Source organism: Neptunomonas sp., from assembly GCF_016744175.1.
Taxonomy (GTDB): Bacteria; Pseudomonadota; Gammaproteobacteria; order Pseudomonadales; family Balneatricaceae; genus Neptunomonas.
On record NZ_JADGEV010000002.1, the window covers coordinates 17,792 to 39,144 of the forward strand.

General features: G+C 43.3%; 18 protein-coding genes. 2 read left to right on the forward strand and 16 right to left on the reverse strand.

Going from position 1 to position 21,353, the window contains the following annotated elements; genetic code table 11:
- Positions 1-45: 45 nt before the first annotated feature.
- The 16 genes from accA to rpsB all read right to left on the reverse strand — a co-directional run bounded on the left by accA (position 46) and on the right by rpsB (position 17,587).
- Positions 46-1,002 carry an acetyl-CoA carboxylase carboxyl transferase subunit alpha gene (accA, locus tag QZZ55_RS01100; RefSeq protein WP_293264423.1) on the reverse strand — a complete coding sequence of 319 codons (957 nt, stop codon included), beginning with the start codon at positions 1,000-1,002 and terminating at the stop codon, positions 46-48.
- Positions 1,003-1,088: 86 nt separating this feature from the next.
- A complete protein-coding gene (gene dnaE, locus QZZ55_RS01105; protein WP_293264425.1) occupies positions 1,089-4,583 on the reverse strand; it encodes a DNA polymerase III subunit alpha in 3,495 nt (1,164 codons plus the stop codon).
- 10 nt (positions 4,584-4,593) lie between these two features.
- The gene (gene rnhB / locus QZZ55_RS01110; protein WP_293264427.1) at positions 4,594-5,199 is read right to left on the reverse strand and encodes a ribonuclease HII; all 606 of its coding nucleotides are present in this window, start codon (positions 5,197-5,199) and stop codon (positions 4,594-4,596) included.
- Positions 5,187-6,353 carry a lipid-A-disaccharide synthase gene (gene lpxB / locus QZZ55_RS01115; RefSeq protein ID WP_293264429.1) on the reverse strand — a complete coding sequence of 389 codons (1,167 nt, stop codon included), beginning with the start codon at positions 6,351-6,353 and terminating at the stop codon, positions 5,187-5,189. Before lpxB ends, rnhB begins: the two co-directional genes overlap by 13 nt.
- 8 nt (positions 6,354-6,361) lie before the next feature.
- Entirely contained in the window at positions 6,362-7,132 is a 771-nt protein-coding gene (lpxA, locus tag QZZ55_RS01120; protein ID WP_293264431.1) for an acyl-ACP--UDP-N-acetylglucosamine O-acyltransferase, read from the reverse strand.
- 4 nt (positions 7,133-7,136) lie between these two features.
- On the reverse strand, positions 7,137-7,571 hold the full coding sequence (gene fabZ / locus QZZ55_RS01125; RefSeq protein ID WP_293264433.1) for a 3-hydroxyacyl-ACP dehydratase FabZ: 435 nt from the start codon (positions 7,569-7,571) through the stop codon (positions 7,137-7,139).
- An 8-nt stretch (positions 7,572-7,579) separates the two neighbouring features.
- Positions 7,580-8,629 (reverse strand): UDP-3-O-(3-hydroxymyristoyl)glucosamine N-acyltransferase, encoded by a 1,050-nt coding sequence (lpxD, locus tag QZZ55_RS01130; protein ID WP_293264435.1) that lies wholly within the window; start codon positions 8,627-8,629, stop codon positions 7,580-7,582.
- On the reverse strand, positions 8,630-9,124 hold the full coding sequence (locus QZZ55_RS01135; RefSeq protein WP_293264437.1) for an OmpH family outer membrane protein: 495 nt from the start codon (positions 9,122-9,124) through the stop codon (positions 8,630-8,632).
- Between the two features lie 29 nt (positions 9,125-9,153).
- Complete coding sequence (bamA, locus tag QZZ55_RS01140; protein ID WP_293264439.1) at positions 9,154-11,478, reverse strand: outer membrane protein assembly factor BamA; 2,325 nt, start codon at positions 11,476-11,478, stop codon at positions 9,154-9,156.
- A 31-nt stretch (positions 11,479-11,509) separates the two neighbouring features.
- Positions 11,510-12,865: a sigma E protease regulator RseP gene (gene rseP / locus QZZ55_RS01145; protein WP_293264441.1), complete on the reverse strand. Its 1,356-nt coding sequence runs from the start codon at positions 12,863-12,865 to the stop codon at positions 11,510-11,512.
- Positions 12,866-12,871: 6 nt separating this feature from the next.
- Positions 12,872-13,684, reverse strand: coding sequence for a phosphatidate cytidylyltransferase (locus tag QZZ55_RS01150; RefSeq protein WP_293264443.1), 813 nt, complete (start codon positions 13,682-13,684; stop codon positions 12,872-12,874).
- Positions 13,677-14,441, reverse strand: coding sequence for a polyprenyl diphosphate synthase (gene uppS / locus QZZ55_RS01155; RefSeq protein ID WP_293264445.1), 765 nt, complete (start codon positions 14,439-14,441; stop codon positions 13,677-13,679). The genes QZZ55_RS01150 and uppS overlap by 8 nt, the downstream gene beginning before the upstream one ends.
- A gap of 44 nt (positions 14,442-14,485) precedes the next feature.
- Positions 14,486-15,043, reverse strand: a complete 558-nt coding sequence (gene frr / locus QZZ55_RS01160; protein WP_293264447.1) for a ribosome recycling factor — start codon at positions 15,041-15,043, stop codon at positions 14,486-14,488.
- A complete protein-coding gene (gene pyrH, locus QZZ55_RS01165) occupies positions 15,033-15,791 on the reverse strand; it encodes a UMP kinase (RefSeq protein WP_293264449.1) in 759 nt (252 codons plus the stop codon). The genes frr and pyrH overlap by 11 nt, the downstream gene beginning before the upstream one ends.
- Before the next feature lie 95 nt (positions 15,792-15,886).
- Complete coding sequence (tsf, locus tag QZZ55_RS01170; protein ID WP_293264451.1) at positions 15,887-16,750, reverse strand: translation elongation factor Ts; 864 nt, start codon at positions 16,748-16,750, stop codon at positions 15,887-15,889.
- 105 nt (positions 16,751-16,855) lie between these two features.
- Positions 16,856-17,587 (reverse strand): 30S ribosomal protein S2, encoded by a 732-nt coding sequence (gene rpsB / locus QZZ55_RS01175; RefSeq protein ID WP_293264453.1) that lies wholly within the window; start codon positions 17,585-17,587, stop codon positions 16,856-16,858.
- 271 nt (positions 17,588-17,858) lie between these two features.
- Between rpsB and map the strand changes: the two genes are divergently transcribed.
- Together map and QZZ55_RS01185 are read left to right on the forward strand one after the other, a co-directional pair.
- Positions 17,859-18,629: a type I methionyl aminopeptidase gene (gene map / locus QZZ55_RS01180; protein ID WP_293264455.1), complete on the forward strand. Its 771-nt coding sequence runs from the start codon at positions 17,859-17,861 to the stop codon at positions 18,627-18,629.
- An 18-nt stretch (positions 18,630-18,647) separates the two neighbouring features.
- Positions 18,648-21,344, forward strand: a complete 2,697-nt coding sequence (locus QZZ55_RS01185) for a [protein-PII] uridylyltransferase (protein ID WP_293264457.1) — start codon at positions 18,648-18,650, stop codon at positions 21,342-21,344.
- The last annotated feature ends 9 nt before the right edge of the window (positions 21,345-21,353 follow it).

Below are 21,353 nucleotides of genomic sequence, written 5' to 3' on the forward strand. Positions count from 1 at the left end.
TCTAAGAAATCAGTAACCAACGGTGAGAGACTCATTTTTCAACACTTACGCGGAAGTTAATCCATATGACATCAAACGGTTATAGCGGCGCTCAATCAGCTGATCAACTGACAAGCTATCCAGCTTAGCTAAAGACTCAATCAGCCCATTTTTCAGATCTATACACAATGCTTCAGGGTTACGATGCGCTCCGCCTAATGGTTCAGGAACAACTTTATCCACTAAACCAAGCTCAAAAAGACTTTCCGAAGTGATACCCATTGCCTTAGCTGCATCAGATGCCTTATCTGAACTTTTCCAAAGAATCGATGCACAACCTTCAGGAGAGATCACTGAGTATGTAGAATACTGAAGCATCATTAGCTCATCACATACACCAATAGCTAATGCACCGCCAGAGCCACCCTCACCAACAACTGTTGAGATAATAGGCGTTTTAAGTTGCGACATTTTAGCAAGATTGAAGGCAATAGCTTCACTTTGGCCACGCTCTTCAGCATCAATACCAGGGTAAGCACCTGGCGTGTCGATGAAGGTCAAAACCGGCATTTCAAAACGCTCTGCCATTTCCATTAACCGCAACGCTTTACGGTACCCTTCTGGGCGTGGCATACCAAAGTTACGACGTACCTTTTCTTTTACTTCTCTTCCTTTCTGGTGGCCGATAACCATCACTGGACGACCATCTAAGCGAGCCACACCACCGACAATAGCAGCATCATCAGAAAAGTGGCGATCACCATGTATTTCTTCAAAATCTTCAAACATCAATGATAAGTAGTCCAACGTATATGGACGCTTAGGATGACGTGATAACTGAGAAATTTGCCAAGCGGAAAGATTAGAAAAAATAGATTCCGTCAAACTGCGACTTTTTCCCAACAGCTTAGTTAGCTCATCAGCAATGTTGATTTCAGTACCATCACCAACCAGTCTTAATTCTTCAATTTTGGCTTCGAGCTCCGCGATAGGCTGCTCAAAATCCAGATAATTCGGATTCATTCGATTCGTTCCGCTTAATCAATAAATAAAGATGACAAATTTAGAGTGCAGATTTTACAGTTACCCTCGCAGGATAACCAGCCTGATCAGTACTCTAGCATGATGCTTTCGTCGCCAAAATGTTCTTTCAGAGCCAAAATAAGCTCATCTGAAGGATTAACTCTCCAGTTATCTCCAAGTCTAACGACACCCGCGGCATCATCTCTTTGATATTCTACAGCTACCGGCAACCCCTCTGTAGCACTATATGTCTGCAAAATATTCTCAAACTGCTTTAAATAACGCCCCGTGAGCATTTTCTCTGACGACTTTATCTTAAACAACGAGGCATATTGAGTCCTCGCTTGTGACACACTTGATAATTTATTACAGCGAACCTTGAGTCCGCCTGAATAATCATCTTGATTAACCTCACCTTCCATAATAACAATGGTATCTTTGACAGCCCAATCACGAGTTTGCTCATATATTTCACCATAAAGTGTAATATCGATACGTGCAGAGCGATCATCCAACGTCAAAAAGCAAAGAGAATCTCCGCGTTTAGTTTTTTTAACTCGCTGATCAACAATCAAACCTGCTATCTTTTGTTGCCTTCCACGCGCCGGCTGTAGATCTACAATCTTCTTAGAAACAAAGCGGCTAAGCTCCTTTTCATACTCATCTATAGGGTGCCCCGTCAGATACAAACCAAGCGTATCTCTTTCGCCTTTTAACCGCTCTTTATCAGACCAGCTACGCACACCTTTATAATCTTCGTATGGATCTCGGGGTTGTTCCGCTTCAACCTCACCAAACATATCAAAAATACCAGCACTTTGATTTCGCTCATTCTGGTCTGCCGAGCGCAAAGCATCACCAATAGCAGCCCAAAGAACCGAACGATCTGCACCCAATTTATCGAGAGCCCCAGACCTTACAAGCGCCTCTAATACACGTTTATTAAGTTTTTTGGCACCTACTCTTTTGGAGAAATCAAAGAAGTCCTTAAATTCACCACTACCATCATTACGCGCCTTAACAATAGACTCTATAGGCCCTTCGCCAACCCCTTTGATAGCGCCTAAACCATAAACAATTTGGCCATCTTCGTTAACTGTAAACATATACTCACCTGAGCATACATCAGGCAATGCTGGCGGCAGTCCCATTGCTCGGCAATCTTCGATAAAAATAACGACTTTTTCTGTGTTCTGCATATCAGCAGACATTACCGATGCCATAAATGGTGCTGGGTAATGTGTTTTCAGCCACGCTGTTTGATAAGAAACTAAAGCATAGGCAGCAGAATGCGATTTATTGAACCCATAACCGGCAAACTTTTCTACAAGATCAAAAATATTTCCAGCAAGATCTCTATCTATATTGTTTTGCTCACACCCAACCAAGAAGCCTTCACGCTGCTTCGCCATCTCTTCAGGTTTTTTCTTACCCATCGCACGACGAAGCATATCAGCGCCACCGAGCGAGTAACCCGCCATAACCTGGGCAATTTGCATGACCTGTTCTTGATAGAGAATAATCCCATAGGTTGGCTCTAGCACTGGCTGCAAACTATCCAACTGATAATCGGCATGCGGCCAAGCCATTTCAGCTCGCCCATGCTTACGATTGATAAAGTCATCAACCATCCCTGACTGCAAAGGCCCAGGCCGGAACAATGCTACAAGTGCGACAATATCCTCAAAACGAGAAGGTAGCAGGCGTCGTACCAAGTCCTTCATCCCGCTGGACTCCAGCTGAAATACCGCCGTGGTATTTGCTGATTGCAGCAGGTCAAAAACCGTTTTATCTTCTAAAGGGATTAACGAGATATCAAGCGGTTCTTTGCCCTCTTTTGCACGAGTAGCATTAATTGTTTTCATCGCCCAATCAATAATAGTGAGCGTTCGCAAACCCAGGAAGTCAAATTTAACAAGGCCTGCTTCTTCTACATCGTTCTTATCAAACTGCGTTACCAGCCCATGCCCTTCTTCATCACAATAGGTCGCAGAGAAATCTGTCAGCTTAGTGGGCGCTATAACCACACCACCGGCATGCTTACCAACATTCCGGGTTACTCCTTCCAGCTTGTAAGCCATGTCCATAATTTCTTGGGCTTCTTCACTACCTGAGATAAAATCGCTTAAAGCAGGCTCCTGCTCCACCGCTTTAGTCAGCGTTATCCCCACCTCAAAAGGAATCAACTTAGATAACTTATCAGCTAAGCCAAATGGCTTACCCTGTACACGTGCTACATCTCGAACCACAGCTTTCGCTGCCATCGTACCAAAGGTAATAATCTGTGAAACCGCATCACGCCCATAGGTTCGCGCCACATAGTCGATAACTTGATCACGATTATCCATACAGAAATCGATATCAAAATCGGGCATCGATACACGCTCTGGATTAAGAAAGCGCTCAAACAGTAGGTCGTATTCTAACGGATCTAAATCAGTAATTTTTTGTGCATAGGCTACTAAAGAACCTGCACCAGAACCACGTCCTGGCCCAACAGGAATATCGTTATCTTTCGCCCATTGAATAAAGTCCATTACGATCAAAAAATAACCGGGAAATCCCATCTGAGTAATAATATCAAGCTCAAACGTTAACCTATCATCATATGCTTTACGCTTTTCTGCATACTCTGGATCACCTTTATCTAGTAGGACTTCCAAGCGTTGCTCAAGACCATCTTCAGAGACCTTACAAAAAAACTCATCCATCATCATCCCTTCAGGGACAGGGTATTTTGGAAGGTAATAGGTACCTAAATCTAATTCAATATTGCAACGCTTAGCTATCTCAACGGTATTTTGTATTGCACTAGGTATATCTGAAAAAAGCTCTACCATCTCCTCCGCAGTACGAAAATATTGCTGCGGGGAGTAATTGCGCGATCGTCTTGGGTCTTCTAGCGTTCGACTTTGGTTAATACATACACGAGCTTCATGCGCATCAAAATCTGAGTCTTTAAGGAACATAACCTCATTAGTTGCTACCAACGGGCACTGTTTAGACAAGCCTAAGCGAACACTCTCAGAAATAATGACGTCTTCACTGTGACGTCCAGTTCTTTGTATTTCCAAATAAAATCGATTAGGGAATATTTGCATCCACTCATCTAAGAGAGATTCAGCCATACCGTTGCCTGAAACCATCGCACGACCAATCTCACCTTCTCGTGCACCTGATAGTGCTATAAGGCCCTCTGATTTCTCTATTAACCACGACTTTTTAACCAGTGCTTTATCTAAGATAAAGCCCTGCCCTTCAGCGTAAGCCCTAGAAATCAACTCCATTAAATGCCGATAACCCAGCGCATTCTGCACCAACAAAGTGACACGATAAGGCTCAGCCTCATTATCAGTCTCGTTGAGCACCAATACCTCAGCTCCACAAATAGGCTTAATTCCAGCACCTGTCGCGGCTTTGAAAAATTTAACCAAGGCAAACAAATTTACCTGATCAGTAACAGCCACGGCAGGCATACCTGCTTCTTTAGCCGCCGCAACTAAGCCTTTAACACGAACCAGACCATCAATGAGTGAGAATTCGGTATGTACGCGCAGATGTATAAATGAGGTTGTAGACATACTCTTCCTGTTATTTAACTGATGCATCTAATAGCTGAGCCACTGGGCGAAATGATTTCCTATATTCAGGAAGAGGGCCATATTTTTTTAACGCACTCATATGCGCTGCTGTTGGGTAGCCCTTATGTTTATTAAAGCCGTATTCAGGGTGCAGTTCGTGTAGCACATACATTTCTTTATCACGTACCACTTTTGCTAGAATTGAGGCAGCGCTGATCGCTTCAACTTTAGTGTCTCCTTTAACAACAGCCTCGCAAGGATATGAAAGTTGTGGACATCGGTTGCCATCTATTACTACATAGTCAGGCGGAATATTCAGCCCTTCAACTGCCCGCTGCATAGCAAGCATACTAGCGTGAAGAATATTTATCTGATCAATCTCATCAGGAGAAGCATACGCAACATGCCAAGCCAGCGCATTTTCAACTATCTCTATATACAAAGCGTCACGCTTCTTTTCTGATAGTTTTTTTGAATCAGCCAACCCATGAATTTTATGATTAGGATCTAAGATAACAGCGGCAGCAACAACATTACCTACTAGCGGCCCACGGCCAACTTCATCAACACCCGCTACGTTTCCATAATGTGAGAAATCAAGAGCTACTGATTGCATGTTAAAATACCTCGCTGCTGCAAAAGCGATATAACGGCGTCCGCTGCTCTCTCATCTGCATCCAACTGTAATTGTTGATTAATTTCTGTAAAGCGCTGTTCAAGCAAAGCTTGGTAGGTCTTATCTTGAAGCGTTTTTTCAAGCTCCGCTGCCAATCGAGCTGGCGTCACATCATTTTGCAACACTTCAGGAACTAACTTCTCGCCTGCTAGGATATTCGGTAATGATATATATGGAGTTTTGATCATGCGGGAATAAATCGCATAGGTGAGTGCAGCCATTTTATAAGCAACCACCATCGGCTTTTTCAACAACGTTGCTTCTAAAGTTGCTGTCCCTGAAGCAATCAGTATGGCATCTGCAGCTGCCATCGCTTCTCTAGACTGATTGAGCAGTAATCGCACATTGAGACCTACAAACTTTTCATCAAGCAGTTTTTGAAGCGATTCCTGACGCTTAATATTAGCAGCAGGGAGTAGAAATAATATATCTGGATACTTTTGTTGTAATAGTAAAGCGGCCTGCAAAAAAGGGGCAGCCAAGTACTTTAACTCGCTACCGCGACTACCTGGTAAAAGAGCTATCACTTTCGTTGTATCCGCTATAGACAGCTGCTCTCGTGCTTCAAGCAAACGCGAATCCTTAGCAATCAAGTCTGCTAAGGGATGCCCAACAAAAACAACATTTTGTTTTGTCGGTTTATAGTGCTGCGCCTCAAAAGGGAACAAGGCTAATACAAGATCTGTAGATTCCTTAATCTTATATATGCGTTTTTTTTTCCACGCCCAAACCGAAGGACTCACATAATGGACTGTAGCAACACCCACTGCCTTTAACTGATGTTCTAACTTCAAATTAAAGTCAGGGGCATCAATACCCACAAAAACATCGGGTGGGTTTTCAATCCAATCATCGCGTAGCTTTTTGCGAATTGATAATAGCTCAGGCAACCGACCAAGCACCTCAACCAAACCCATGACTGATAGCTTATCCATTGCTACAACTGAATTAAAACCTTCTGCACACATCAGCTCCCCGCCGATGCCAAAGAATTCTGTATCAGGATAACGTTTTTTGATCGATTGAATTAGGCCCGCTCCGAGAATGTCGCCTGAGGCTTCTCCAGCGACCATTGCGATGCGCAGTTTGGTCACATAGCCTCCTAGCGAATTACTCCTCGAGATGAGGCTTGCAAAGAATGAATAAGGGGAAGTATTTCTACCGTATTTTCAGACATTTCAATAAGCTGCTGCAATGCTTGCTCAGATGTCAATTTACGTCGATATATGATTTTATATGCATGCTTTATTTGTCTCACCACATCTGGAGTAAAGCCTCTACGCTTGAGCCCCTCTGCATTAATACCGTGTGGTTTAGCAGGATTTCCCGTTGCCATTATATAATCAGGGATGTCTTTTAAAACAACAGTACCAGCCCCACACATGACGTGGGAACCAATATGACAAAACTGATGAACCGCTGTAAATCCGCCCAAAATCGTATTATTGCCCACGTGAACATGGCCAGCAATGGCCGCATTATTAGCCAAGATAACATGATCACCTACTAGACAATCATGTGCTACATGGGCATAAGCCATAAATAAGTTATGGCTGCCAATTTTTGTAAGGGCTTGGTCTTGAACTGTACCGCGATGGATTGTACAACCTTCACGAAAGATATTTGAATCACCGACCTCTAAATAAGTTACCTCCCCTGCATACTTTTTGTCCTGGCAATCTTCGCCAATAGAGGAGAACTGAAAAATCTGGTTATTAGCACCAATTTTCGTGGCTCCTTTAACAACCACATGCGAAGCAATCGTCGTACCTTCCCCAATTTCTACATCAGGACCAACATAAGACCACGGGCCTACACTAACGTTATCTGCGAGTTTAGCTCCAGGGTCAATAATGGCTCGTGGATCAATCACTTGTTTACACCTTTCGATCAGCACATAGAATTGTTGCTGAACTAACAATATCACCATCAACCGTTGCTTTCACCGCAAACTTCCAGATTCCACGCTTTTCTGAAAGAATACTTGCTTCAAGCTTAAGCTGGTCACCCGGAACAACCGGACGCTTGAAACGAAGCTTGTCAGAGCCAACAAAGTAATAAATTGAACCGTCTTGAGGCTTCTTATCCATGGTTTTAAAGCCAAGAATACCCGCAGCTTGAGCCATAGCTTCAACAATCAATACGCCAGGCATAACAGGATGTCCCGGGAAGTGTCCGTCAAAAAAAGGCTCATTCACCGTCACATTTTTCAGAGCAACTATCGACTCTCCCGGTGTGATTTCAAGAACTCTATCCACCAACAAAAAAGGGTAGCGATGAGGGAGGTATTCCCTAATTTCATTAACATCCATTATAAATATTAGCCTTCACTAGAGAAATTATCTAATTTGTGTTCCAGCGCGGTAAGGCGCTTGGCCATCTCGTCTAACTTTTTAAACCGAATAACATTTTTCTTCCATGTCCGGTGCGACTCTTGCCCCGTACCCGAAGACAACACTTGGCCTGGTTGTAAAACTGATTTACTAATCAAACTCATTGCTGTCACATGAGTATTATCAGCAAGTGTCAAGTGCCCTACGATTCCGCTCAGCCCTGCAATAGTACAGTGGCGCCCAATTCTAGTGCTTCCAGCTACTGCCGTACAGCCTGCAATCGCACTTTGTTCACCAATGATGACATTGTGTGCAATTTGTACTTGGTTATCGAGTTTCACACCATTCTCTATATACGTGTGGCCTAAGGCTCCTCTATCAATAGTAGTACCCGCACCTATTTCAACATCCTGGCCGATTCGTACACCACCTAATTGATAAATTTTTACCCACGCGCCTTTAGAAGGAGCAAAACCAAAACCATCAGCACCGAGTACAGCACCAGAATGAATAATACACCGCTGGCCAATATGCACATCATCGTACAGTATGACTCCCGCTTCTACCCTAGTGCCTTCTGCAATTTTGCATCTATTTCCAACAACAACATTAGGAGCAATATAAACGCCAGCTTCAATAACGGTTTCGCTCCCCACAACAGCACCATGACTAACACATGCCTCTTTATGGACACACGCAGAAGCGCTTATAAAAGCTGATTCACTCACTCCAGGAACAACCTTCTCTCGCCAGTCGAAGAGCTGACTTAACTTAGCGAAAGCGAGATAGGGATCCTCTACAATAATAGCGGAGCACGGTACTTTTTCTGAATATGCTTCAGCCACTAAAACAGCCGTGGCCTTAGTCGAGGATAAACTAGCTATATACTTTGAGTTCGCCAAAAAGCTTAACTGCCCTGGCACGGCATCTTTCAGAGTGTTCAGTGCATCAATTGTTTGCTTTGTATTACCAACTAGCCTCCCTTCAACAAGAGAGGCTATTTCGGCTAATGAATAACACCGAGCTTCATATACCATTTACTTATTTAGCATTTGTACAACGGTAGGCGTTATATCAAGCCCCGGACCATAAAAAACAGTCGCTTTTTTGGCTAAAATCACATCATATTGGTTTTCTTTTATGACTTTACGGATGACTTCATCGAGCTTAGGTCTCATATCTTTAAGAAAAGCCTGTTCACGCTCTGTGCGTTTTTGTTGCAACTCTTGCCCCGTGCGCTGATATTCCTGGAATACTTTTTGAAACTGTAAACGCGCTTGTTTAGCTTCTTTCTCACTCATCGAAGCAGCGTTTTCCTGAATCTTTCCGCGAAGTGTTTTCGCCTGTTTTTCTAGCTCTAATAAACGTCCTTGCTCACCTTTAAGTTCACTTTGAAGACTTTTCTGAAAACTGACTGCTGCATTTGATTTTAACAATGCTTCCTGAACACCCAAAACAGCGAGCTTTTCAGCAGAAACAAAAGGGGTAAACGCAATAGAAACTGATATAGCTATAATTTTTAGTAACTTCATTTTTAAATCCTTATTTAAGAAGCCATTATTTAAAAGCTTTGACCCAATGAGAACTGGAACATTTCAGTATCATCACTGGATTTTGCATTTAAAGCTTTACCTACTGAGAAAGACAAAGGCCCTAAAGGTGACAACCAACTCACCCCAATACCTGCAGAGTATCTTAACTCCTCGAAATCAATACCTTCGACACATTTAGAAGACGCCGAGGTTGAGCTCAAACACTCTGTTGTGAATACATTTCCGCCATCCAGGAAGAACAGAGAGCGCCAACTATTTTGACTCTCGATGAACGGCAAAGGGAAAATAAGCTCAGCGCCACCCACTACCATTACATTCCCACCAAATTGATCATCATTTGAATCACGAGGGCCCAGTGAATTATTTTTAAAACCTCTTACCGTTTTTAAACCACCCGCAAAGAAGTGTTTGAAAAATGGGTATGTATTGTCACCATAACTTTGGGCATAACCCAGACGGCCTTTAAAACCAAGCACCCACTTAGAATTATCAGACAACGGTCGATACCATTTGGTTCGATAGAGCGCTTTATAATAGCTTAAGTCGCTACCAGGTACAGACACCTCTAAGCTTGCTCTATGAGAGTAGCCACTGGATGGAAATATCGAACGATTTAAGTGGTTATTACTCCAAGCAAATGTCCCTTTAAGGTTTAAATACTCACTCCCCTCAGTATCAATAAACGATTGAATTTCTTCAACAGGTTTAAATTCGTTGGGGTTTACTTCTATATTTTCAATACCGAGTGAAAAGCTTAAACGCTGGTTATCATCAATTGGATAACCAAATGTCACACCCCCACCAAGCTCGTTCAGCGAGTAACTACTCACATCATCTTCTTCGAAGTCACTTTTACGGTAAAAAATATCAAAGCCACGACTTACACCGTCAACAGTATAAAAAGGATCCAAGTAATTAAAACTGGCTTCTTTTCGTGTAGAACTGTTGGCAATATTAAAGCCTACTTTTTTTCCTGAGCCAAAAAAGTTATCTTGCTGAAGCCCAAAGTCCAAAATAATACCGTCACTTTGAGAGAAGCCTACACTTGCTGTAAATTGGCCTGACTGCTGCTCTTCAACCGAATAGTTCAAGTCAACTTGATCATCAGTTCCTGCCACAGGTACTGTTTCAAGATTCACAGACCTAAAATACCCTGTTCTTTCCAGCTTCGCTTTGGTCTTTTGAATATTTTTTGTAGATACGATCCCAGCTTCCATCTGCTGAACTTCACGGCGAACCACCTCATCTGCCGTACGGCTGTTCCCGCGTATATTAATTCGCCTCACATATGTCTGCTTTCCAGGGTCGACATAAAACTTTAAAGAAACAGACTTATCTTCTTCATGAACACTTGGCACAGGGCTTATATTGGCAAACATATAACCCTGATCACCCAGCAGCTTCGTCATAGACTCTTGAGCATTGGTCATCGCTTTTCTTGAAAAGACCTGACCCTGTTCAAGATTCATCTTAGCCTTTAGTTCTTCCTCAGGAATAACAAGATCACCAGACACATCAACATCACGCACAGTGTATTGCTCACCCTCATGAATGTTTACTGTAATGAAGACATTCTTTTTATCAGGCGTGATAGAAACCTGTGTTGAATCTATTGCAAAATTCACATAGCCGCGGTCCATATAATGCGAACGCAGACGCTCTAAATCTCCTGAAAGCTTTTCTTTAGCATAACGATCATCATTGGTATAAAAAGACCAAAAACTCGGTAGTTTAAGTGCGAATAGCTTCTTTAGATCTTCATCAGAAAAAATACTATTTCCAATAATATTAATATGCTGAATAGAAGCAACGCTCCCTTCTTTAACATCAATATTAAGTGCAACTCGATTTCCTGATAAAGCTTCCACTTCAGTGTCAATTGCAGCACCGTAACGCCCTTGCCCAACGTAAAGTCGCAACAAGTCCAAGCGAATTTGATCAAGCGCTGAACGCTTAAATACATCCCCTTCACTTAAGCCTGATTGCTTCAAGCCCTTTAGCAAATCTTCGTCTTTAATTACCTTATTACCGTCAAGCTTAATAAGACTTATGGAAGGTCTTTCTTTAACTGTCAGAATTAAATAATTATCTTCTTTGGCAATATCTATATCTTCAAAATATCCCGATTTGAACAACTTCTTAGTAGCTTCAACAAGGTTTGCTTCACTGACGATATCTCCTGATGCTATGGGAAAATTCCTAAACACAACACCTGGTTCAACTCTCTGAATACCTTCTAATCGAATGTCATGCACTTTAAAAGGAGGAAAGGCAGCTTGCGCACTGCCTGCCAACAAAACCAAACCAAGTACAAGCCCAAATTTATTCTTCATTAAACCTCTTCCCAGTATAAGCAATTGCTTTTTAAAGGCGCATAACATCATTAACGATCGCCAGTGTCATAAGCGACAAAAGCAAAGCCATACCCAATTTGAATCCTACTTCTTGTATCTTTTCACTTACAGGCTTACCTGTTATCAGCTCAATACCATAATAGAGTAAGTGACCACCATCAAGAACAGGAATCGGCAGCAAATTCAACACACCCAAACTGATACTTAAATATGCGAGAAAACTGATAAACGGTTCAAAACCTGATGCAGCAGTTGCGCCTGCCACTTTAGCAATGGTGATCGGACCACTCAAGTTTTTTACAGAGATAGCACCTTCAATCATTTTCCATATAGAATCCAATGTTAAACCAACCATATGCACCGTCTTAACATACGCAACACCTATTGCATCGATCGGCCCGTACTGAATAGTCCGTTGCATCTCTACCGGCCATACTGGCGGCTTAACACCTGCACCAATAACACCCTGCACTTCACCATCATCTAATACTTTTATTTTTGGCGTCACCTGAATCGTTTGGCGTAGAGTTGAGCGCTCTACTGAAAACATCAAGGTTCGACCGGGAGCAGACTGAATGGTTTCAACTAAAGCCATCCAATTAGCAATAGGAACACCATCAACGCCCACCACTACATCTCCCACCTGTAAGCCTGCCGCTTCAGCAGCGCCACCAACTACTATTTGTCCTAAAACTGGTTTTATCTCAGGCCTAAATGGCTTAATTCCCATTGCTGATAGAGGAGATTCGTTTTCAATATCAACATTCCAATCATTCAATTTTACAGTATAGTTTTTCGGTTCAGCAGACGCCGAGCTAAGAGCACTGATTGATAATTGACTTGATTCACCAATATGAGAAGCAAAACGCAAGTTCACCTCTTCCCACGACCGAACATCATAACCATCAACGCTAACAACCTCCGCCCCTACCGGCACACCTGATTGCTCAGCCGCTGACCCTGGCGTTATCGAACCAATAACGGGAACAATCGCACTAACACCCACCACAAACATGAGCCAATAAGCAAAAACGGCAAAAACCAAGTTAACTAGTGGGCCTGCGGCCACGATGGCAATTCTTTGAATAACAGGCTTATTATTAAATGCTTGAGACTTTAAATGCTCAGGAACATTGCCTTCACGCTCGTCCAGCATCTTGACATAGCCACCCAGAGGTATAGCAGACACTGAATACTCAGTACCATCTTTACCCATACGCGACCATAGAGACTTTCCGAAACCAACAGAAAACTTGAGTACTTTTACTCCGCAACGACGAGCAACCCAGTAATGGCCCCACTCATGAATTGTGACTAAAATTCCGAGTGTTACAACCGTCGCCAAAAGCGTTTGAATAATTTCCATCAGCACTCACACGATAGGCAAGAAAGTTAAACCCAGAAAATAAAAAGGTGCAGCGGCAAGAATACTGTCGATACGGTCAAGAACACCACCATGCCCCGGCAGGATTGACCCACTATCTTTAATTTGAGCATGCCTTTTAAGCAAGCTTTCAAAAAGATCCCCCATCACTGAGATCAACCCAACGACGACTCCCAACAATAACAAAAACACACTTGATTGAAACTCTAGATCAATCCACCATGCAAAAACGACAACAGTCAAAGCAACTGCAACTAATCCACCATACATGCCTTCACGTGTTTTCCCAGGACTCACATTAGGCGCTAATTTAATACGCCCCCAACGCTTTCCAGAGAAGTACGCCCCAATATCAGCAGCCCATACAATGAGTAACACCAATAAAAGCCATGCATTACCCAAAGTTAAAGATTTCAGCTCAAGCATACTTAACCAAGCAGATACTAAAATCAACACGCCACATAATGCCCTAACCAACATCTGCTTCCATGCACCCTCTGCTGGATACCGGTACACCCACGTAAACGCAATACACCAAGTAGCAACCACAGGGAAAACCATATAAAACTGATACCCCGTTAAGTGCAACCACCAACCTAATAGAATACCAACAAGGACAACACAGGAATAAGCCAGACGGTGCAAAGTCGCTGTCATACCTGAAAGCAAAGCCCACTCCCATGCCCCAATTAAAGTAACTAGTGCAAAGAAAACAGCAAAGCCCTTAACAGGAAGCAAGAAAATACAGCACAACACTACGGGAGCTAAAATAGATGCTGTTATTATTCTCTGTTTAAGCACTCGTGCTTACCTCTAACTGCTCGGTGGTTTTACCAAAGCGCCGTTCACGCGTGCAAAAATCGCGAATAGCCAACCCCAAAGAGTCCTTATTAAAGTCAGGCCAAAAGTCATCTACAAAATAGTATTCTGTGTATGCCATTTGCCAAACAAGAAAATTACTAATACGGCTTTCACCGCCCGTTCTGATACACAAATCAGGTTTTGGCTGGTCATGCAACATTACATATTCACCAAAAACACTTTCAGTAATATCGTCTGGAGCAATCGTACCTTCAGCACACTCAGCAGCCAAACGCTTCGCCGCCTGAACGATATCCCAATGCCCACCATAGTTCGCAGCCACATTCAAAGTAAGTAATGTGTTTGCAGCGGTCAGCTCCTCCACCTTAGCAATTTTACTTTGTAACGTGTCGCTAAACCTCGTCTTATCGCCGATAACATTTAAGCGAATATTGTTTTTATGTAGCTTTTTAGCTTCCCGGTTTAAAGCCAGAAAGAACAATTCCATCAACCCTTTTACTTCCAGCTCAGGGCGTTTCCAATTTTCACTACTAAATGCAAACAGCGTAAGCGATTCGACACCGTACTCTACACAGCCTTCGATAACACTGCGAACACTATCCACACCAGCTTTATGTCCTGCTAGACTTGGTAAGCGATTTGCTTTTGCCCAACGATTATTGCCATCCATAATAATCGCAATATGTTTAGGCAGCGCTTTATCAGCAGGAATATTTAATTTTGAATGTACTGACATATAGAGGGTCAGATAGGCCAGCTCACACCGGCCCTCCTTCTGATTTAGATTTCCATCAAGTCTGCTTCTTTTTTCACAAGCAAACCATCAATTTCAGCTACGTACTTATCGGTCAGCTTCTGAATACCATCCTGCCCGCGACGCTCTTCATCTTCTGAAATGTCTTTTTCTTTCAAAAGATCTTTAAGATCGCTATTAGCATCACGACGAATATTCCGTACAGAAACTCTTGCCGACTCTGCTTCAGCACGCGCTTGCTTAATATAGACCTTACGCGTCTCTTCAGTTAACGCTGGCATTGGAACACGAATAACGCCACCATTTGACGAAGGATTCAAACCTAAATCAGACTTATAAATCGCTTTCTCGATGTCTGATACTGTTTGCTTTTCCCATGGTGAAATCATAAGGGTTCTAGCATCTTCAACTGTAACGTTGGCAACCTGCTGTAGCGGCACCGGAGCCCCGTAATACAAAACTTGAACGGAGTCCAAAATGCTTGGATGAGCACGTCCTGTTCTAATCTTCTTAAAATGATCTACCACTGATTCAACGCTTTTCTTCATCCGCGTTTCAGCATCACTTGCTATCTCATTCAGCATATTGATCTCCAGTTACTTCGCCACCGATCAAAGTACCCTCATCACCGCCTCCCAGCAGATTAACAAGCGCACCAGGGCGATTCATATTAAACACCCGAATAGGCATATCATGGTCACGGGTTAAGCAAATCGCCGTCAAATCCATCACAGCCAACTGTTTCTCCAACACTTCATCATAAGACAAATGCAAATAACGCTTAGCAGTAGGATCTTTCATTGGGTCTGCAGTGTACACCCCATCTACTTTTGTCGCTTTCAAAACGACATCAGCATCTATCTCAATACCTCTCAGACAAGCGGCCGAATCCGTAGTAAAGAAAGGATTCCCCGTACCCGCTGAAAAAATAACAACATCGCCCTGACTTAAATAACGCATGGCATTACGTCGGTCATAATGATCAACAACACCACTCATAGGAATAGCAGACATCACACGCGTTGCAATATTTGACCGCTCTAGCGCATCCCGTAATGCAAGTGAATTCATTACCGTCGCTAGCATACCCATATGGTCGCCCGTTACTCGGTCTAAACCAGCAGCGCTTAAGGTCGCACCGCGAAACAAATTACCACCACCAATGACAATACCGACTTGTACACCAATCCCAACCAACTGACCTATCTCTAGCGCCATACGGTTAAGAACTTTAGGGTCGATACCAAAATTTTCTTCTCCCATTAAGGCTTCACCGCTTAATTTCAGAAGAATACGTTTATATTTGGCGTGTTTAGAATTTACGGCAGGCATTATAGGATCTCCGCAGAACGAAGTTAGAAGGATATAGACTTATAAAACAGTGTGCGTACTGTAACACAGCACACACACCTTTCTAGCGCGCAGAGTTATTTATTATTTAACTGTGCCGCTACTTCAGCTGCAAAATCCAACTGCTCAACTTCGATACCATCACCTACTTCTAAACGAGAGAAAGAGGCAACTTCACCGCCAGCCGCTTTAACCATTTCACCAACAGTTTGCTCTGGATTTTTAACAAATGCTTGCTCAACAAGGCTGTTTTCAGCAAGGAATTTGTTAATACGACCAACAACCATTTTCTCTGCAATTGCAGGTGGCTTACTAGCCATATCAGGCTGAGCCAAAATGATTTCTTTTTCTTTAGTGATAACAGCTTCAGGCATATCGCTCTGAGAAACCACCTGAGGGTTAACGGCAGCAACATGCATCGCAACATCTTTAGCCACTTCAACGCTAGCGCCTTTCAAAGACACTAATGTAGCAATACGGCTATTGCTATGAACATAAGCGCCAACTAGCTCACCTTCTACGATGGAGATACGACGAAGACCGATGTTTTCACCGATTTTCTGAACCAATGCTTCACGCGCTGATTCCAATTCACCTGCCATCAGAGCAGCTACATCATCAGACTTAGCTGCAAATGCTGCATCAGCAACTTTTCCAACAAAGCCAAGAAAACCCTCATCACGTGCAGCAAAATCAGTTTCAGAGTTTACTTCAACAATGATACCGTAAGAATTATCATCAGCAACACGTACAGCAACCACACCATCAGCAGCCGTACGGCCAGCTTTCTTGGCAGCTTTCATGCCTGATGACTTACGCATCTCATCAATTGCAGCTTCAACATCACCGCCAGCTTCTACGAGTGCTTTTTTACACTCCATCATACCCAAGCCTGTACGGTCGCGCAGTTCTTTAACTAACTTAGCAGATACACTTGCCATTCGAATTACCCCTTGATTACGCATTCAATCAAAATCTAAAAAAGGGGAGCAAAGCTCCCCCCTGATACTCAACGCTGCTGAAGTCAGACTTCGCAGCTACAGAACTTATTCTGCAGCAGCTTCTACTTCAACAAATTCGCTTTTGTCGCCACCAGCAACTTCAACGCCTTCGCCACATGCATCAGCTACAGACTTAACGTAGATCTGAATTGCACGAAGAGCATCATCATTACCCGGGATAACATAATCAATGCCATCTGGGTTGCTATTAGTATCAACGATACCGATAACTGGGATACCTAGCTTGTTTGCTTCATTAACAGCAATACGCTCATGGTCAACATCAACTACAAATAGAGCATCAGGAAGACCACCCATATCCTTGATACCACCGATAGAACGATCCAGCTTTTCCATTTCACGTTGACGCATCAACGCTTCTTTCTTAGTAAGCTGAGAGAAAGTTCCATCGCTTGAAGCACCTTCAAGCTCGCGCAAACGACGAATAGACTGACGAATAGTTTTGTAGTTTGTCAACATACCACCTAACCAACGGTGATTAACAAACGGCATACCTACACGTAGCGCTTCTTCTTTAATGATTTTGCTTGCAGCACGCTTAGTACCAACGAACAAAACTTTATTTTTGTTCTGAGCTAAGCCCTGAACAACGTCTAGCGCACCGTTTAGTGCAGGCAGAGTGTGCTCTAGGTTGATGATATGAATTTTGTTACGAGCACCAAAAATGTATTGAGACATTTTTGGGTTCCAGTAACGAGTCTGGTGACCAAAGTGAACGCCTGCTTTTAGCAGCTCACGCATTGTAACTTGTGCCATGTTTAGCATTTCCTGTTTTAAATTGGGTTCAACCTCCACATATCCCAGCATCCAACCGTAAACGGCACCCGGAAACTGTGACGATATGTGTGTGAGATAAGCCTCGAAATACATACTGCATTTCGGGAGCGCGTTTTATACCACAAGATGCGAACAATTTGAAGGTCGACTTCGCTCAGGGAGGATAATTCGGTACAATCAGTTTTATCTATGCTTAATACCCCGACTTATTGCTTACCAAAGTCGGATATTCATTATTTTAAGGAAAACTATGTCCATTATTATAAAGACCCAGGAAGAGATTGAAAAAATGCGTATTGCTGGGCGGCTAGCAGCCGAGGTTCTCGAAATGATAGAACCTCACATTGCTGTCGGTGTGACGACCAATCAATTGGATAAAATCTGTCATGATTACATTACGAATGAGCAGCACGCCATTCCTGCACCACTGAACTACCATGGATTCCCAAAATCCATTTGCACCTCGGTCAACCAAGTAGTTTGCCATGGGATTCCGAATGACAAACCTTTGAAAGAAGGCGACATGGTCAATGTCGACATTACCGTTATAAAGGATGGTTATCACGGCGACACCAGCAAAATGTTCTTTGTCGGAAAAGAGCTCCCACATGCTAAGCGCTTAGCTGAAGTTACACTAGAATGCCTTTACAAAGGTATTGAACTCGTTAAGCCTGGTGCATTTTTAGGTGATATTGGTCACGTTATACAAAAACACGCAGAATCCAATCACTACACAGTCGTACGTGAGTACTGTGGACACGGCATCGGTATAGAGTTTCACGAAGATCCACAAGTTTTGCATTACGGCCGCTCAGGGACTGGGGTAAAACTTGAAGAAGGCATGATTTTCACTATCGAACCTATGATTAATGCAGGAAAGCGTGACGTCAAACTCTCCAAAAAAGATGGCTGGACGGTAGAAACGAAAGACCGTCGTTTATCAGCACAATGGGAGCACACCATCCTTGTCACAGAAACTGGATTTGAAGTGCTCACTCGCCGATCTGAAGAAACCTTTTAATCATACCGAGATTAAAAAATGACCACGACCTTGCAGCAACTTGCAGAAACTGATGCTTTTATTGATATACAAGCATTTGAAGCACGCTTATCCAGTGGCGAGCCACCCATTAAGATATTCAAAAGCACCATTAACAAAGCCCAGGCTGAAATGGATGCTCGCTTCAAATCAGGGGAAGATATCCGCAAATTGATCTATGGTCGCGCAGGCGTGGTTGACGTTATCCTCACAGCTGCTTGGAATCTCTTTACATGGCCTAATGACAAGCAAATATCTCTGATTGCTGTCGGCGGGTATGGTCGAGGCGAATTACACCCACACTCAGATGTCGACCTTCTGATTCTTGTCGACGATATCAACCCTGCCGAATACGAAGAAAGCATCAGCCAATTTCTTACACTGCTGTGGGATATCACATTAGAAATCGGCTCCAGTGTACGCAGCATAGAAGACTGCTATGACAAGTCACGTGACGACATTACGATCGCCACGAATCTAATTGAATCTCGTCCATTAACGGGCGATCCGCAATTACACCAACGCATGTATGATCGCGTTACGTCTGAAGGTGCATGGACAGACAAGGAATTTTTTATTGCCAAGCTTAAAGAGCAAAAAGCTCGGCACCAGAAGACCAACAATACAGAATATAACCTAGAACCCAATTTAAAAAACTCTCCCGGCGGACTACGTGATTTACAAACCATCGGCTGGGTTGCTAAGCGTCATTTTGGTACCACTTATATTCGCGACCTAGTTGATCACGGTTTCGTTACAGAGTCAGAACTAGAAACACTCAACCGGGGCGAACTCTACCTCTGGACTGTACGCTATGCGCTCCATATGCTCTGCAGGCGCCGCGAAGACAGACTACTATTTGACCATCAACGAACACTCGCTGACTTTTTCGGCTACAAAGATCAACACGGCGCACTTGCCGTTGAACAGTTCATGAGCAAATATTACCGTGTCGCCATGGCCATGGGCGAGTTCAACGATATGCTCTTGCAGTACTTCAGTGAAGCAATCCTTAAAATAGATGACAAGCAAACCATCACATCTATCAACAAACGCTTCCAAATTCATAATAACTATTTAGAAGTCACCTACGACAAAGTATTTGAATATCACCCATTCGCGTTACTCGAAGCCTTCGTTTTATTAGCACAACACGATGAAATACTCGGCGTAAGAGCATCTACAATCAGGCTAATTCGGGATCACAGACATCTAATTGATGACGATTTTCGTAACGACCTACGTAACACAAGCTTATTCATGGAATTAATGCGCTCTCCTAACGGCGTTTCAACCGAGCTCAATCGGATGAACCGCTACGATATTCTTGGGCGCTACCTGCCGGAGTTTGGAAAAATTGTAGGCCAGATGCAGCATGACCTCTTCCATATATACACGGTCGACGCGCATACGATGAAAGTCATTCAAAAAATGCGCCAATTCCGCCATAACGATCACCGCGAACAATTCCCTATAGCGCACAGGGTCGTCAACAACCTCCCCAAAATTGAGCTTCTCTACATAGCCGGTCTCTATCACGACATTGCGAAAGGGCGCGGTGGAGACCATTCAGAGCTTGGGTCTGTGGATGTTATGGAATTTTGTGAACGCCATCATTTAGGCAAATGGGACAGCCATTTAACAGCGTGGCTTGTACGTAGCCATCTACTCATGTCCATGACTGCACAACGCAAAGATATCACTGATCCAGATGTAATCCACAATTTTGCTATGCACGTTCGCGACACCGTTCATCTGGATTACCTCTATGTGCTGACGGTAGCCGATATCAATGCTACCAACCATACACTTTGGAATAATTGGCGCGCAACGCTCTTAAGGCAACTTTATACAGAGACCAAGCGAGCACTAAGACGCGGCTTAGAAAACCCGATCAATAAAGAGGATAGAATAGAGCAAGTACAACACGACGCTATGCTAATTCTTGCTCATTCAGGGCAACCGCAGAATGAAATCAAAGAGTTCTGGAGCATGCTGGGTGAAGATTACTTCCTACGAGAGGAAGCAAGAAATATTGCATGGCACACGCAATCTATTCTTGAACACGGATCAAATGTACTGCCATTGATACTGATTCAACAGACCTCTTACCGAGTTTTCGAAGGGGCGACTGAAATCTTTATTTATAGCGAAGATATCCAAAACATGTTTTCAGCTACCGTTGCCACACTGGACCAACTACACCTTAATATTCAAGATGCACGTGTCATTTTAACTGATGATGGCAGAACCCTAAATACCTACACAGTCCTTACAGACGACGATGAAGCCCTATCAGAAAACCCAAGCTATTTGAGCAGTATTCAAGAACGTCTAATTGAAGCACTGGATGATCCTGACGATTATCCAGACATCATTCATAGACGCGTTCCTAGACAAATGAAGCTCTTTGCTATGCCAACCACAGTCAGCCTCAGTAACGACCCTAACTTACAGCTAACGGTAATGGAAGTTCGCACGCCTGATCGCCCTGGCTTGCTGGCACGAATTGGGCAAATTTTCTCAGAACTCAACATTTCTGTACGAAAAGCAAAAATCGCCAGCGTAGGTGAACGCGTAGAAGATTTCTTCTTTTTAACAGACAGCAATGGCTTACCCATTAGTGACCCAGAACTATGCCAAGAACTGCAAACACGTGTCTGCAGAGAACTAGATGAACATGTTCGCGATGAATAAATAACTAAC

Excerpts from the sequence above, each read along its gene's own strand:
- accA (WP_293264423.1), bottom strand. The coding sequence starts at position 1,002 with ATGAATCCGAATTATCTGGATTTTGAGCAGCCTATCGCGGAGCTCGAA.
- rpsB (WP_293264453.1), bottom strand. The coding sequence starts at position 17,587 with ATGGCACAAGTTACAATGCGTGAGCTGCTAAAAGCAGGCGTTCACTTT.
- dnaE (WP_293264425.1), bottom strand. The coding sequence starts at position 4,583 with ATGTCTACAACCTCATTTATACATCTGCGCGTACATACCGAATTCTCA.
- rnhB (WP_293264427.1), bottom strand. The coding sequence starts at position 5,199 with ATGCAATCAGTAGCTCTTGATTTCTCACATTATGGAAACGTAGCGGGT.
- uppS (WP_293264445.1), bottom strand. The coding sequence starts at position 14,441 with ATGTCAGTACATTCAAAATTAAATATTCCTGCTGATAAAGCGCTGCCT.
- fabZ (WP_293264433.1), bottom strand. The coding sequence starts at position 7,571 with ATGGATGTTAATGAAATTAGGGAATACCTCCCTCATCGCTACCCTTTT.
- bamA (WP_293264439.1), bottom strand. The coding sequence starts at position 11,478 with ATGAAGAATAAATTTGGGCTTGTACTTGGTTTGGTTTTGTTGGCAGGC.
- frr (WP_293264447.1), bottom strand. The coding sequence starts at position 15,043 with ATGCTGAATGAGATAGCAAGTGATGCTGAAACGCGGATGAAGAAAAGC.
- tsf (WP_293264451.1), bottom strand. The coding sequence starts at position 16,750 with ATGGCAAGTGTATCTGCTAAGTTAGTTAAAGAACTGCGCGACCGTACA.
- map (WP_293264455.1), top strand. The coding sequence starts at position 17,859 with ATGTCCATTATTATAAAGACCCAGGAAGAGATTGAAAAAATGCGTATT.
- lpxD (WP_293264435.1), bottom strand. The coding sequence starts at position 8,629 with ATGGTATATGAAGCTCGGTGTTATTCATTAGCCGAAATAGCCTCTCTT.
- rseP (WP_293264441.1), bottom strand. The coding sequence starts at position 12,865 with ATGGAAATTATTCAAACGCTTTTGGCGACGGTTGTAACACTCGGAATT.
- pyrH (WP_293264449.1), bottom strand. The coding sequence starts at position 15,791 with ATGCCTGCCGTAAATTCTAAACACGCCAAATATAAACGTATTCTTCTG.
- QZZ55_RS01135 (WP_293264437.1), bottom strand. The coding sequence starts at position 9,124 with ATGAAGTTACTAAAAATTATAGCTATATCAGTTTCTATTGCGTTTACC.
- QZZ55_RS01185 (WP_293264457.1), top strand. The coding sequence starts at position 18,648 with ATGACCACGACCTTGCAGCAACTTGCAGAAACTGATGCTTTTATTGAT.